The sequence below is a fragment of the Streptomyces sp. NPDC038213 genome, assembly GCF_055600495.1.
Map to the genome: position 1 here is coordinate 40928 of NZ_JBVJYM010000018.1, position 12713 is coordinate 53640.

The 12713-nt window shown below is 75.0% G+C and carries 11 protein-coding genes; 2 read left to right on the top strand and 9 right to left on the bottom strand.

The window, feature by feature from the left end; translation table 11 throughout:
- Positions 1-243: 243 nt before the first annotated feature.
- The gene (locus tag ACZ7JZ_RS23165) at positions 244-705 is read left to right on the top strand and encodes a MaoC family dehydratase (protein WP_470942333.1); all 462 of its coding nucleotides are present in this window, start codon (positions 244-246) and stop codon (positions 703-705) included.
- A 50-nt stretch (positions 706-755) separates the two neighbouring features.
- Here the strand turns inward: ACZ7JZ_RS23165 and ACZ7JZ_RS23170 are convergent, their stop codons facing one another.
- From ACZ7JZ_RS23170 to ACZ7JZ_RS23180, 3 genes are all read right to left on the bottom strand, one after another.
- Positions 756-1388 carry a TetR/AcrR family transcriptional regulator gene (locus ACZ7JZ_RS23170; RefSeq protein WP_470942337.1) on the bottom strand — a complete coding sequence of 211 codons (633 nt, stop codon included), beginning with the start codon at positions 1386-1388 and terminating at the stop codon, positions 756-758.
- A gap of 115 nt (positions 1389-1503) precedes the next feature.
- The gene (locus tag ACZ7JZ_RS23175) at positions 1504-1812 is read right to left on the bottom strand and encodes a YiaA/YiaB family inner membrane protein (protein WP_470942340.1); all 309 of its coding nucleotides are present in this window, start codon (positions 1810-1812) and stop codon (positions 1504-1506) included.
- A gap of 128 nt (positions 1813-1940) precedes the next feature.
- Positions 1941-3092 (bottom strand): acyl-CoA dehydrogenase family protein, encoded by a 1152-nt coding sequence (locus ACZ7JZ_RS23180; protein WP_470942342.1) that lies wholly within the window; start codon positions 3090-3092, stop codon positions 1941-1943.
- Positions 3093-3157: 65 nt separating this feature from the next.
- Between ACZ7JZ_RS23180 and ACZ7JZ_RS23185 the strand changes: the two genes are divergently transcribed.
- On the top strand, positions 3158-3910 hold the full coding sequence (locus tag ACZ7JZ_RS23185; protein ID WP_470942344.1) for a TetR/AcrR family transcriptional regulator: 753 nt from the start codon (positions 3158-3160) through the stop codon (positions 3908-3910).
- A gap of 103 nt (positions 3911-4013) precedes the next feature.
- Here ACZ7JZ_RS23185 and ACZ7JZ_RS23190 read toward each other — a convergent pair whose 3' ends face one another.
- From ACZ7JZ_RS23190 to ACZ7JZ_RS23215, 6 genes are all read right to left on the bottom strand, one after another.
- A complete protein-coding gene (locus ACZ7JZ_RS23190) occupies positions 4014-5093 on the bottom strand; it encodes a Zn-dependent alcohol dehydrogenase (protein WP_470942347.1) in 1080 nt (359 codons plus the stop codon).
- A gap of 94 nt (positions 5094-5187) precedes the next feature.
- Positions 5188-6600 carry an aldehyde dehydrogenase family protein gene (locus ACZ7JZ_RS23195; RefSeq protein WP_470942349.1) on the bottom strand — a complete coding sequence of 471 codons (1413 nt, stop codon included), beginning with the start codon at positions 6598-6600 and terminating at the stop codon, positions 5188-5190.
- Between the two features lie 80 nt (positions 6601-6680).
- Positions 6681-8027, bottom strand: a complete 1347-nt coding sequence (locus ACZ7JZ_RS23200) for a CitMHS family transporter (RefSeq protein WP_470942351.1) — start codon at positions 8025-8027, stop codon at positions 6681-6683.
- Between the two features lie 212 nt (positions 8028-8239).
- Positions 8240-10603 (bottom strand): molybdopterin oxidoreductase family protein, encoded by a 2364-nt coding sequence (locus ACZ7JZ_RS23205; protein ID WP_470942353.1) that lies wholly within the window; start codon positions 10601-10603, stop codon positions 8240-8242.
- A gap of 149 nt (positions 10604-10752) precedes the next feature.
- Positions 10753-11370, bottom strand: a complete 618-nt coding sequence (locus ACZ7JZ_RS23210) for a TetR/AcrR family transcriptional regulator (RefSeq protein ID WP_470942570.1) — start codon at positions 11368-11370, stop codon at positions 10753-10755.
- Between the two features lie 12 nt (positions 11371-11382).
- Positions 11383-12654: a hypothetical protein gene (locus tag ACZ7JZ_RS23215; RefSeq protein ID WP_470942572.1), complete on the bottom strand. Its 1272-nt coding sequence runs from the start codon at positions 12652-12654 to the stop codon at positions 11383-11385.
- Positions 12655-12713 lie beyond the last annotated feature (59 nt).

A 12713-nucleotide genomic window follows, 5' to 3' on the forward strand; every position in this document is an offset into this window, starting at 1 on the left:
GGCGCAGGGCGCGGGGGTGCGGGAGCCCGGAGCGGGCGGGGCGGGGCGGGGCCGGACGGGCCGCGGGTGCAGGTGCGTTGACAGGGGCGGGCGGCGCCAGCATGCTGGGCAAGCGGGCTGAGCAAGCGCTTATTCCTGGCGCTTGCTCCGCGGGCCGGCGCCGCGGGCTCGCCCCACTGCGCCGCCCGTTGGCACCACCGCCCGTACGACCCGCTGCGCGCACCCACACCGGAGGCACAGGGCATGGCAGAGCCGAGGATCTTCACGTCCGCCGAGGAACTGCACGCCGGTATCGGCGAACCGCTCGGACCGAGCGCCTGGCTGGAGGTGGACCAGAAGCGGATCGACCTCTTCGCCGACGCCACCGGGGACCACCAGTGGATCCACGTGGACCCCGAGCGCGCCGCCTCCGGCCCCTTCGGCTGCACGATCGCGCACGGCTACCTGACCCTGTCCCTGCTGCCCAGCCTGGTCCCGCAGACCATGCGGGTCGAGGGGATGCGGATGGGCATCAACTACGGGGTGGACAAGGTCCGCTTCCCCGCGCCGGTGCCGGTCGGCTCGCGGCTGCGGGCGAGCGCCGTGATCACGGAGGTCACGGAGGCGGGCGGCGGGGTGCAGGTGGCCGCGACCGTGACCGTCGAGCGCGAGGGCGGCGACAAGCCGGTCTGCGTGGCGCAGACCGTGTCCCGCTACTACTTCTGAGTCTTCCGGACCTCCGCACCCCGTGGTCGGGGCCCGGTCCCGGCGGCCGGTCAGGGCTGCTGCCGGGCCCCGACCATGCGCAGCACCAGGGCGGCGTAGAGCGCCGCGACCTCGTCGGGGGTGCGCTGCCCGGACCCGCTGAACCAGCGGGCCACGTCGATGCAGAGCGAGAGCACGGCGAGGGTGGTCCCGGGCACGTCCGCGACCTCGAACTCCCCCGCCTCGACCCCGTCGGCCACGATCCGCCGTACCGCCGCGTCACTGCGGCGGCGCAGGGCGACGATCTCCGCACGGTGCTCGGGGCCGAGGGCGTCGAGCTCGTACTGCACCACGCGCGCGGTCGTGTGGTGCGCCGCGTGCCACCGCACGAAGGACCGTACGGCGGCGTCGAGGCGCTCCGCCGCGCTGCCGGGGCCGCCGGCCGCCGTCTCCAGGATCTGCAGGGCCTTGTCGTGCCCGATCCGGCTGATCCGGTGGAGCAGCTCTTCCTTGGTCTTGTAGTGGATGTAGAGGGCCGCGGGGCTCATGCCGGCCCGGCCGGCGATATCGCGGGTGGTCGTGGCGTGGTAGCCGTGCTCGGCGAAGGAGTCCACGGCGGCGACCAGCAGCCGCCGCGCGGCGTCGGGGGTGACCTCCGACCAGGCCGCGTACCCTCCGTCGACCGTCTCCGCCACGCTGTCCATCGCTCGCCCGCCCTCCTCGGCCTCGGCGCTGCGCCGGGGTGGGTGCACACTGTACCCGAGGGTGAGCAAGCGCTTAGGGCGCCTCCGGGTCCCTTACCGGCCGCACTCGGCCCCCTCAGCCGCGCTGCCCCGGCTGCCGGCCGGTCTTGTACGGGTCGTGGTCCGTCATGATCTTCTCCAGGCGGGCCTGGTCCACCCTGCTGACGATCTGGTCGACCTCCTGGCGGTCGCGGACCACCTTGGCGAGGGTGAAGGCCGAGGTGGTGAGGTAGAGGGTGGCGATCCCGAGGAAGGCCCGGACCCAGCCGTCGGCGTCGAGCTGGTAGATCCCGATGGCCACGGCCCCGAGCGCGATGGCGAAGGAGGCCACGGCCTGACCGTAGTACGCCCCCGTGGTCTGCTGCTTGACCGGTGTCTCGTTCATGGCCCCAGGATCGCGGCGGTGTGGCGCGCCCCACATCCGTGCGGATACTCAGGCGGGTACTCAGAACCGGCGCGGGCGCGGGGACCGGGCCGTGCGGACGCCCGGCCCCGCGCCGGGCGGGGCGGGGTTCAGAAGGCCGAAATCCCGGTCAGGGCGCGGCCGATGACCAGCTTCTGGATCTGGCTGGTGCCCTCGTACAGGGTCATCACGCGGGCGTCGCGCAGCAGCTTGCCGGCCGGGTACTCGTCGATGTAGCCGTAACCGCCGTGCACCTGGAGGGCGTTGGAGGCGGCGCGGACGGCGGCCTCGGAGGCGAAGAGCTTGGCCGTGGAGGACTCGGTGGCGAACGGCCTGCCGCGGTCGATGAGATCGGCCACCCGCCAGGTCAGCATCCGGGCCGCGTCCACGTCCACGGCGATGTCCGCGAGCAGCTCCTGCACGAGCTGGTGGTGGGCGATGGTGCGGCCGAACTGCTCGCGCGTCCCGGCGTACGCGAGCGCCGCGTCCAGTGCGGCCTGCGCCAGGCCCACACAGCCCGCGGCGACCGACATCCGGCCCTTGGCGAGCGCGGACATGGCCACCCGGAAGCCCTGGCCCTGCGGTCCGAGCATCGCGGACGCGGGCACCCGTACGCCGTCCAGGACCAGTTCGGCGGTGGCCTGGCCGCGCAGCCCGAGCTTGCCGTGGATCTCGCGGCGGGCCAGCCCGGGGCTGTCGGCGGGCACGAGGAAGGCGGAGACCCCGCGGTGGCCGGGGTCGGGGCCGGTGCGGGCGAAGAGCAGGACCAGGTCGGCCCAGGTGCCGTTGGTGATGAACGTCTTCGTGCCCGTGAGGACGTACGCGTCCCCCTCGCGGACGGCGCGGGTGGTGAGGCTGCCGGCGTCGGAGCCGGTGCCGGGCTCGGTGAGGCCGAAGCAGCCCAGGGCCTCGCCGGAGCACAGCCGCGGCAGCCAGTCCCGCTTCTGCTCCTCGCTGCCCCAGGCCGCGAGGGTCTTGGCCACGAGCCCGAGGGAGACGGAGACGATCCCGCGCACGGCGGAGTCGCCGCGGCCGAGCTCCTCGGTGACGAGGGCGTAGGCGAGGTGGTCGCCCCCGGAGCCGCCGTACTCCTCGGGGACGGTCAGGCCCAGGAAGCCGAGCGCGCCGAGCTTCCCGACGATCGCCCGGTCCACGCCCTCGGCGCGGTCCCAGGCGGCGGCGTGCGGGGCCACCTCCCGCTCGACGAACTCGCGGGCGAGCCGCCGTACCGCGGTCTGCTCCTCGCTCAGCTCCAGGTTCACGGGCCACCCCACAGGCTTTAATTAGCGCCGCTAGTTTTTGACGGGCAGGGCCTACTATGTGGCGCATGGCCCGACCGCGCAAGCCCCTCCTGAGCAGAGACCTCATCGTCGAGGCGGCGCTCGCGCTGGTGGACGCGGAGGGGCTGGAGGCGGTCTCGACCCGGCGGCTCGCGGCCTCGCTCGGGGTCAGCGGACCGTCCCTGTACAACCACTTCCGCACGAAGGACGAGATCCTGGACGCGGTCGCGGACGCGGTGAGCGCGCGGGTGGACCTGTCGATGTTCGACGCGCTGACGGCACGGGGGGCGGGCGCGGGCGGTGCGGGCGGTGGTCTTGCGGGCGGGACGGGCGCGGGCGGTCCCGGCGACTGGCGTACCGCGCTGCACGACTGGGCGCACTCCTACCGGGACGCGCTCGCCGACCATCCGCACGTGGTCCCGGTGCTGGCCCGCGGCCCCGGGCGGCGGCCCGCGGGCCTGCGGCTGGCGGACGCGGTCTTCGGGGCGATGACGGCGGCCGGGTGGCCGCCCGCCCAGGCCACCCGGATCGGGGCCCTGATGCGGTACTTCATCCTGGGCTCGGCCGTGGGCTCCTTCGCCCGCGGGTTCGTGGACGACGAATCGGCCTACGACCCGGCCGACTACCCGCACCTGGGGCAGGCGCACCTGCTGGCGGAGCACCAGCGGTCCGTGGACGAGGGCGCGTTCGAGACCGGCCTGGCGGCCCTCCTGGACGGGCTGGCCCTGCAGTTCGAGGCGCTCCGGTGCGACGGGGCGCCCCGGATCGCGGCGCCGCCCGGGGACCCGGCCGGGGGCTGAGGGGCGGGCCGCCGGGCGGGCGCGTGTGCGGGCCCGAGCCCGGTGCGCGGGCCCGGTGTGCGGCGTGCGGGCCCGGTATGGGGCGCGCCCCCGCGGACCGCCGTCAGAAGACGACCAGGGAGCGGCCCCCCTTGCCCGCGAGCATCGCCTCGAAGGCGGCTGGGATGCCCTCCAGCGGGATCCGGTCGGTGACCATCGCGCCGAGGTCGAGCCGGCCGGCCCGGACGTGCCCGGCGAGCACCGGCAGGTCGCGGGCCGGATCGCAGTTTCCGTAGACGCAGCCGGAGAGGGTGCGGGCGTGGTGGAAGATCTCCAGGGCGTGGAAGGAGACCTGCTGGTCCCTGCCCCCGATGCCGACGACCGTGGTCCGGCCGCCGCGCCGGGTGGAGTCCCAGGCCGCGCGGATGGTCTCCGCCCGGCCCACGCACTCGACCGCCGCGTCCGCGCCGCGGCCGCCGGTCAGCGCGCGGACCTCCTTGGCCGTGGTGTCGGAGGCGAGGACGAAGGCGGTGGCGCCCGCGGCCCGGGCCAGCTCCTCCTTGGCCGGGGAGGCGTCGACCGCGACGATCGGGCCGGCGCCCGCGATACGGGCGGCCTGGAGGGCGGCCAGGCCCACCCCGCCGGCCCCGAACACGACCACCGACTCGCCCTCCCGGACCCGGGCGCTGTGGTGGACGGCCCCGTAGCCCGTGAGCACCGCGCAGCCGAGGAGGGCCGCCTCGGCCAGCGGGATCCCGGCGGGGGCGGGCAGCACGCAGTGCGCGGCGACGACCGTCTCCTGCGCGAAGGCGGCCACGTTGAGCCCCGGGTGGAGGTCCGTGCCGTCGGTGGTACGGGCGTACACCGCGCCGACCCCGGTCAGGGCCTCGGCGCACAGCCAGACCTCGCCGATCCCGCAGTGGTGGCACCGTCCGCAGGACGGGGCCCAGTTGAGGACCACCCCGTCGCCGGGGGCGACGTGGTCGACCCCCTCGCCCACGGCGAGGACCGTGCCTGCGCCCTCGTGCCCGAGGACGGCGGGTACGGGCACCCGCATGGTGCCGTTGGTGAGGGAGAGGTCGGAGTGGCAGACCCCGGCGGCGGCGAGGGCGACCCGGACCTGTCCGGGGCCGGGTTCGGGCAGGACGATCTCCCGGATCTCCAGCGGTGCTCCGACGGCGGGCAGGATGGCGGCGCGGACCATGGTCTTCGGGTCTCCGTCTCTCCGGGGTGCGGACCGGGGCGGGTGGGTCAGGCGGGCAGGGCGGGCCGGGGCGCAGGCTCCCCCGGCCGGGGGTTCAGAACTGCAGCGACTTGGTCTGGAGGTACTCGGCCAGACCGTGCGGGCCCAGCTCGCGGCCCACGCCCGACTGCTTGTAGCCGCCGAAGGGCGCCTGCGGGTTGAACCGGCCGCCGTTGATGTCCACCTGCCCGGTGTCCATCCGGCGCGCGAAGGCCACGGCCGTCTCCTCGTCGGCCGCCCAGACGGCTCCGCCGAGGCCGTAGACGGTTCCGTTGGCGATGCGGAGGGCGTCCTCCTCGTCCTCGTAGGCCAGCAGGGACAGGACCGGGCCGAAGATCTCCTCCTGAGCGATCACCATCTCCGGTGTGACGTCCGCGAAGAGCGTGGGCGCGACGAAGTACCCGCGCTCCTGCGGGGGCTGCGCACCGCCCGTCACCAGCCGGGCGCCCTCCCGCTCGCCTGCGGCGATGTAGCCGCGCACCCGGTCGCGCTGGGCGGCGTTGACCACCGGGCCGAGGCGGGTGCCCGGGTCTCGGGGGTCGCCCGTGGTGTACTTCGCCATCGCCTGCGCGGCGAGGGCCACGGCCTCCTCGTACCGGTCGCGGTGGACCAGCATGCGGGTGAGCGCGTTGCAGCTCTGGCCGGAGTTGTTCATGACGTGCCCGACGCCGGTGGCCACGGCCCTGTTCAGGTCGGCGCCGGGCAGGATCACGTTGGCCGACTTGCCGCCCAGTTCGAGGGCGACGCGTTTGATCGCCGCGCCGGCGGTCGCGCCGATCTTCCGGCCGACGGCGGTCGAGCCGGTGAAGGAGACCAGGTCCACGTCCGGATGCCCGGCCAGGGCCTGGCCGGCCACCGGGCCGGTGCCCGTGACCAGGTTGAACACGCCGGCCGGGACGCCGGCCTCGTGTACGGCCTCGGCGAAGAGCTGCGCGGTCAGCGGGGTGTCCTCGGCGGGCTTGAGGACGACCGTGCAGCCCGCCGCGAGTGCGGGTGCCACCTTGGCAACGATCTGGTGCAGCGGGTAGTTCCAGGGCGTGATGGCACCGACCACGCCGAGGGGTTCGAGCAGCACGGTGGAGTTCCCGATCCGCTCTTCGAAGGCGTACGAGGCGCCCAGCTCGGCGTACGAGGAGGCCACGGCGAGCGGGGCGCCCACGTGCACGGCCTCGGAGAAGCCGCGCGGCGAGCCGAGCTCGGCGGTGATGGTGTCCGCGAACTCGGCGGTGCGGGCGCGGACCGCGTCCCGCACCGCCCCGATCAGGGCGGCCCGCCCGCTCGCCGGGGTGGCGGCCCAGCCCGGGAACGCGGCCCGGGCGGCCCGTACCGCGGCGTCCACGTCCTCGGCCGTACCGGCCGGCACCCCTGCGATGACCTGCTCGTCCGCGGGGTTCACGACCTCGATCCGGTCGCGGCCGGCGGCGGGCCGCCACTCCCCGCCGATGTACATCCCGTCGTGGGCCTTCATCGCAATCCTCCCGAGCACGAGCGCCTTCAACCTCGCGGACACCCTACAAACTAGCGCCGTTAGTTTTCTGGGCGCCAGTCTCAGATGATGCCGAAAAGCATCCCGGCCGCCAGGACCACCAGGGAGGTGAGCGCCGCCCATTTCACGGTGAAGCGGGTGTGGTCGCCGAATTCGACCTTCGCCATGCCCACGAGCACGTAGACGGCCGGAACCAGCGGGCTCGACATGTGCAGGGCCTGGCCGACCAGGGAGGCGCGGGCGATCTCCAGCGGCGAGACCCCGTGGGCCGCGCCCGCCTCCGCGAGGACGGGCAGCACGCCGAAGTAGAAGCCGTCGTTCGACATGAAGTAGGTCAGCGGGAGGCTGAGCAGGCCGGTGACCAGGGCCATGTGCGGGCCCATCGCCTCGGGGACCACGCCGACCAGCCAGTCGGCCATCTCCTTGACCATGCCGGTGCCGGTGAGCACGCCGGTGAAGACCGCGGCGGCGAAGACCATGCCGGCGACGTTGAGCACGTTCTCGGAGTGGGCGGCGATCCGCGCCTTCTGGTCGGCCATGCGCGGGTAGTTGACGGTCAGGGCGAGGGCGGCCCCGAGGAGGAACAGCACCGGGATGGGCAGCAGCTCCATGATCATGGCGGTCAGCAGGGCCGCCGTGAGGCCGGCGTTGAACCAGTACAGGCGCGGGCGGAGGGTCTCGCGGTGCGGGTCCAGCCCCTGGAGGACGGTCTCCTCCTCCGGCCCGGCCGGGGACGCGTGGCCCGCCGCACCGGCGGTACCCGCGTAGGCGTGCTCCTCGGCGGGGACGGCCAGGGCGCCGACGCGCTTGCGCTCGCGCAGGCCCAGGACGTACGCGAGGCCGAAGACGAAGAGGAGGCCGACGCCGAGGGCCGGGATCATCGGGACGAAGATGTCCGCCGCGTCGAGCTTGAGGGCGGTCGCGGCGCGGGCGGTCGGTCCGCCCCAGGGCAGGGTGTTCATCACGCCGTTGGCGGTGGCGGCCACGCCCGTCATCACGACGAGGCTGAGCCCGAGCCGCTTGTACAGCGGGTACATGGCCGAGACCGTGATCATGAAGGTGGTGGAGCCGTCCCCGTCGAGGGAGACGATCGCCGCCAGGACGGCCGTACCGACGACCACGCGCAGCGGGTCCGCCTTGCAGAAGCGCAGGATGGCCCGGACGATCGGGTCGAAGAGGCCGACGTCGATCATCACGCCGAAGTAGACGATGGCGAACATCAGCATCGCGGCGGTCGGCGCGAGTTTGCCGACCCCCTCGATGACGTAGTCGCCGAGCTGGGCGCCCTGTCCGGCGAACACGCAGAACAGGGCCGGGATCAGTACGAGTGCCGCGATCGGCGACATCTTCTTCATCATGATCAGGACCAGGAAGGTCGCGATCATGGCGAAGCCGAGAATGGTCAGCATGGAAGGAACCTCACGTTCGCCCTTGGATCCGCCACTCGGGGCCCCTGGCCTGGCGGTCCGGACGAACGTAGGGCCCGCCCGCGCGTGTTAACAAGACGTGAACTCGCGAGCAATACGAGCAAAAGGCCAGCTCAGCGCGGGTGGGCTCGGGCGGGCGGGGTCCCGGAGCGGCCGGGTGGGGGCGGGGGCAGGGCCGGGGGCAGGCCCGGAGGTCAGGGCAGGGGTGTCACCTGCACCGGGAAGCCGTTGAGCACGGCCGTGCCCGACAGCGGGTCGAGCAGGGTGCCGTCGAGGAGCTGGTTCACGTTGACCCCGGGGTCGGCCGAGGCCACCGTCAGCCGGGTCCCCGCACGGTCGTGCCCCCAGCCGTGCGGCAGGCTCACCACTCCGGGGCGGACCGCGTCGGTGACCTCCACGGGGACCTCCAGGCTGCCGCCCGCCGCGCCGATCCGGGCGGGGGCACCGTCCGCGAGGCCGAGCCGGGCCGCGTCCCCGGGGTGGACCTGGAGGGTGCAGCGGTTGGAACCGCCGGTGAGGGCGGGCACGTTGTGCAGCCAGCTGTTGTGGGAGCGGACGTGGCGGCGGCCGACGAGCACCAGGCCGGCGGGGCGCTCGGCCAGGGCCCCGCGCAGCCGTACGAGGTCCGCGGCGAGCGGGGCCGGGAGGATCTCGATCCGGCCGCTGCGGGTGCGCAGGATCCCGGGCAGCCGGGGCCGCAGGGGGCCGAGGTCGATCCCGTGCGGGTGCGCGAGCAGGCGCGCGAGGCTCAGCCCCGCGGGTCGGGCCGGGGTGTCCGGTGCACCGGGCGTCCCTGGCGCGGCGGGTACGGCTGGTGCGGCGGGCGCGTCCGGCCCGGTCGGGTCGCCGGTGCCGAACAGGTCGCCGTACGGGCCGAGGCGGAGCATCAGGTCGAGCCGGCGCTCGGGCCCGGTCCCGCCGGTGAGGCCCTTGGCGAGCAGGGCCGGGTCCCGGCCGTGCAGCGGGGAGGACGGATCCGCGACGGCCTTGGCGAGGGTGCCCTGGATGGCGGCCTCGTCCACGGCGGCCGGGTCGGAGCCGTGCCGGCCGGTGGCGGCCAGCAGCAGCCGGGCGTGGATCTCGCACTCGTCCAGCAGCCCGGCCCGGAGGGGGACGGCGGGACGGGTGTAGCGGGCCTGGTTGCGGACGGCGAAGGCGTTGAAGGCGAAGTCGTGGTGGCCGCTCCGGGCGGGCGGCGGCGGGGGCAGGACCACGTGGGCGTGGCGCGAGGTCTCGTTGAGGTACGGGTCCACGCTGACCATGAAGTCGAGTCCGGCGAGCGCCGCGTCGAGGCGGCGGCCGTCGGGGGCGGACAGGACCGGGTTGGCGGCGATGGCGACGAGGGCCCGTACCCGCCCCTCCCCCGGGGTCTCGATCTCCTCTGCGAGGGCGGCCAGGGGCAGTTCGCTCTTGGCCTCGGGGTGCCCGCTGACGCGGCTGCGCCAGCGGCCGAGGGCGAATCCGCGGCCGGGTCCGGGCGTGCGGGGGCGCGGTCCGGCGGCGGGCAGCGGGAAGAGCGCCCCGCCGGGCCGGTCGAGATTGCCGGTCAGGATGTTGAGTACGTCGACCAGCCAGCTCGTCAGCGTCCCGAACTCCACGGTGCAGCTGCCCATGCGCCCGTACACGGCGGCGGTGGGGGCGGCCGCGAGCTGCCGCGCGAGGGTGCGGATCTCCTCGGCGGCCAGGTCGCAGGCGGGTGCGACCGCTCGGGGGGTGAACGCACCGAGGGCCCCGGCGAGTTCCCCGAGGCCCTCGGTCTGCGCGGCCAGGGGGCCGGGGGCGGCGAGGCCCTCCTCCAGCAGGACGTGGGCGAGGGCGGCGAGCAGCAGGGCGTCGCTGCCGGGGCGGACGGCGAGGTGGCGGTCCGCGAGGCGGGCGGTGCGGGTGCGGCGCGGGTCGACGACGACGAGGGTGCCCCCGCGGGCGCGCAGGGCGCGCAGCCGTCCGGGGAAGTCGGGGGCGGTGCACAGGCTGCCGTTGGACTCGGCCGGGTTGGCGCCGAGGAGCAGCAGGAAGTCGGTGCGGTCCAGGTCGGGGACGGGGACGGCCAGCGGGTCGCCGAAGAGCAGCCCGCTGGAGACGTGCTTGGGCATCTGGTCGAGGGTGCTGGCCGTGAAGAGGTTGCGGGTGCCGAGGGCCTGGAGCAGCAGGGGCGGGTAGAGGGCCCCGGCCATCGTGTGGACGTTGGGGTTGCCGAGGACCACGGCGAGGGACTGGGGTCCGTGGTCGGCGAGGAGCGGGGGCAGCGCGGCGGCGACGGCGCCGAAGGCCTCGTCCCAGCTCGCGGTCCGCAGCCGGCCGGCGCGGCGGACGAGCGGTGCGGTGAGCCGGTCGGGGTCGGAGTCGAGGGCGCCGAAGGCGGCGCCCTTGGCGCAGAGGTAGCCGCGGCTGAAGACGTCCTCGCGGTCGCCTCGGGCGCCGGTGACGGTGGTGCCGCTGATGGTGAGGGTGAGACCGCAGGTGGCCTCGCACAGCGGGCAGATGCGCAGGGCGGTGCGGGTGGCGGCGGGGGCTGCGGGCGCAGGGGCTGCGGGACTGGGGGCGGTGGCTTCGGACACGGGGTCTCCCGGGGCGGCGGGCGGGTCGCGCGGGCGCCCCGAGCATACCGACCGGTACGGAGGTCGGGGAGGGGTTCCGGCGGGGCCCGGCCCCCGCAGGCCTGCGGGCCGGGCACCGCCGACCGTGGACGCGCAGGCGCGGGACCGGGTCAGTCGAGCGAGCGGGCGAGGTAGGCGTGGACGAGCGCGCGGGTCTCCGCGATGAGCGCGGGGTCCCCCGCGGGTTCGGCCCGGAAGGCCAGTTGGAGCAGGGCGTCGGTGGCCTCGACGGAGACCAGCACGGCGAGGTGGAGGGGCTCGTCGGCAGGGCGGCCGAGGTGGGCGCAGAGCAGTTCGGTGAGCCGGGCGGCCACGAGCCGGTTGGCTTCGGCGCCGCTGCTCTCGGCGGGCGCGGGCACGCCGAAGTCGATGAGCCCGAAGCCGGGCACGGTCCGCTTCATGGCGAGGTACTCGTCGAGTACGGCGTCCACGACCGGCCGCCAGTCCGTGGCGGGGAGCCCGGTGAAGCGGTCGGCGATGCGGTCGGCATAGAGGTCGAGGTTGCGCCGGGCGAGGGCGTCGGCCATGGCCCGCTTGTTCCCGAAGAACCGGTACACGGAGCCGATGGGGACCCCGGCCCGCTGGGCCACGGCCCGGGTGCTGAGGTTCTCGTAGCCGGTCTCGTCGAGCAGTTCGGCGCAGGCGTCGAGGATCCGGGCGAGGCGGTCCGCGCTGCGCTGCTGGACCGGGGTGCGGCGGAGGGCGTTGGCGGGGGGCACGGGGTCCATCATGCCGGTCCTCTAGTTCAGCAGGAGGCTGAGCCCCCCGACGGTGTAGGTGATCATCAGGGCCAGCATGGGGAGCTGGCCGGCGACCGCGCGGGCCGGCGGGAAGAGGCGTACGGAGCGGTCGTGGGCGGCGATCACGCCGAGGACGTGCCCGGTGACGACGGCGGCCACCTGGAGCACGGCGAGGCCGCCGGGGCCCAGTGGGGAGGCGGCCGGGAGGGCGTTGTCAGTGCCGAGTGCGAGCATGACGGTGCGTGGCCATTCGGTGACGAAGAGCGAGAAGTAGTGGGCGACGAGGTAGCCGAGTGCGATCGGCAGGAGGGAGTGGGCGAAGGCGGTGAGGGGGTGCGGCAGGTCGCCGGAGACCAGGCGGGTGGCAGCGGCGCAGAGGCAGTAGAGGACGGCGACGAGGACGACGGAGCCGAGGAGCCCGAGGGTGGCCGCGGGGATGCGGCCGAGGGGGGAGGTCTGGACGGCGGAGATCCAGGAGGGGTTGTCGGAGAAGCCGTCGTATGCGGTGGATCCGAGCAGGACGCAGACGGTGGCGACGAGTCCGGGCTGTTCGGGGGTCGCGTCGAGGCCGTGGAAGGGGCTGCGCAGCACGAGGCGGCCGTCGTTGCGGCGGCCGAGGGGGGACAGCCGGGCCAGGAGGGTGGAGTACGCCTCGAAGGCCTCGCCGTGGGCGAACCAGCGCTCGCCGTAGCGGGCGGCGAGCGCCAGGTGCAGTACGGCGTAGGGGACGAGGGCGAACAGGAGGGTGGTGGTGGACGCGGGGTCGGGTGAGACGAGTTCGAGCCAGGTGAAGGCGAGCAGGCCGGCGGCGGCCGGCCATAGTCCGAGCCGGGCGGGCACCGGGCGGGCCGGGCCCGGCGGGGTGCGGCGCAGGGCGCGCGCGGCGCGGGAGAGCAGGTGGTGGGCGGCCCGCAGGGGGCTGAGGAGCCGGCCTGCGGGGCCGAGGAGCAGGGAGAGGGGGACGAGTCCGATCCAGAGGAGGACGTAGACGGCTCCGGGGCCGGGGTTGCGGTCCGGGTCGTCGGGGCCGAGGAGGAGGTGGAGGAGTACGGCGAGGGCTGCGGCCAGGCCGAGCAGGCGCAGGGCCGTGCGGGTGGCCGGTGCGTCGGCGAGGCGCTGGACGGCGGCGGGCAGCGGGTGCCCGGACGCGTCCCCGCGGAACCGGGAGGCGGACCAGAGGAGGCCGAGCGCGAGGAAGGAGACGAACAGGGCCGCGAAGGCGCCGGCGAACGCGTAGAAGGGGGATATGGGCAGGTCGTGCTGGGAGCCGATGCCGTGGGCGAGCGCCCGCCAGGCGCCGTCGGCCGTGTGCGGGAAGCCGTCTGCCGCTC

What these genes read in the sequence shown, in the direction of transcription:
- ACZ7JZ_RS23170 (WP_470942337.1), bottom strand. Translation starts at nt 1,388, where the DNA reads ATGGACAGCGTGGCGGAGACGGTCGACGGAGGGTACGCGGCCTGGTCG.
- ACZ7JZ_RS23195 (WP_470942349.1), bottom strand. Translation starts at nt 6,600, where the DNA reads ATGAAGGCCCACGACGGGATGTACATCGGCGGGGAGTGGCGGCCCGCC.
- ACZ7JZ_RS23200 (WP_470942351.1), bottom strand. Translation starts at nt 8,027, where the DNA reads ATGCTGACCATTCTCGGCTTCGCCATGATCGCGACCTTCCTGGTCCTG.
- ACZ7JZ_RS23165 (WP_470942333.1), top strand. Translation starts at nt 244, where the DNA reads ATGGCAGAGCCGAGGATCTTCACGTCCGCCGAGGAACTGCACGCCGGT.
- ACZ7JZ_RS23185 (WP_470942344.1), top strand. Translation starts at nt 3,158, where the DNA reads ATGGCCCGACCGCGCAAGCCCCTCCTGAGCAGAGACCTCATCGTCGAG.
- ACZ7JZ_RS23190 (WP_470942347.1), bottom strand. Translation starts at nt 5,093, where the DNA reads ATGGTCCGCGCCGCCATCCTGCCCGCCGTCGGAGCACCGCTGGAGATC.
- ACZ7JZ_RS23210 (WP_470942570.1), bottom strand. Translation starts at nt 11,370, where the DNA reads ATGGACCCCGTGCCCCCCGCCAACGCCCTCCGCCGCACCCCGGTCCAG.
- ACZ7JZ_RS23175 (WP_470942340.1), bottom strand. Translation starts at nt 1,812, where the DNA reads ATGAACGAGACACCGGTCAAGCAGCAGACCACGGGGGCGTACTACGGT.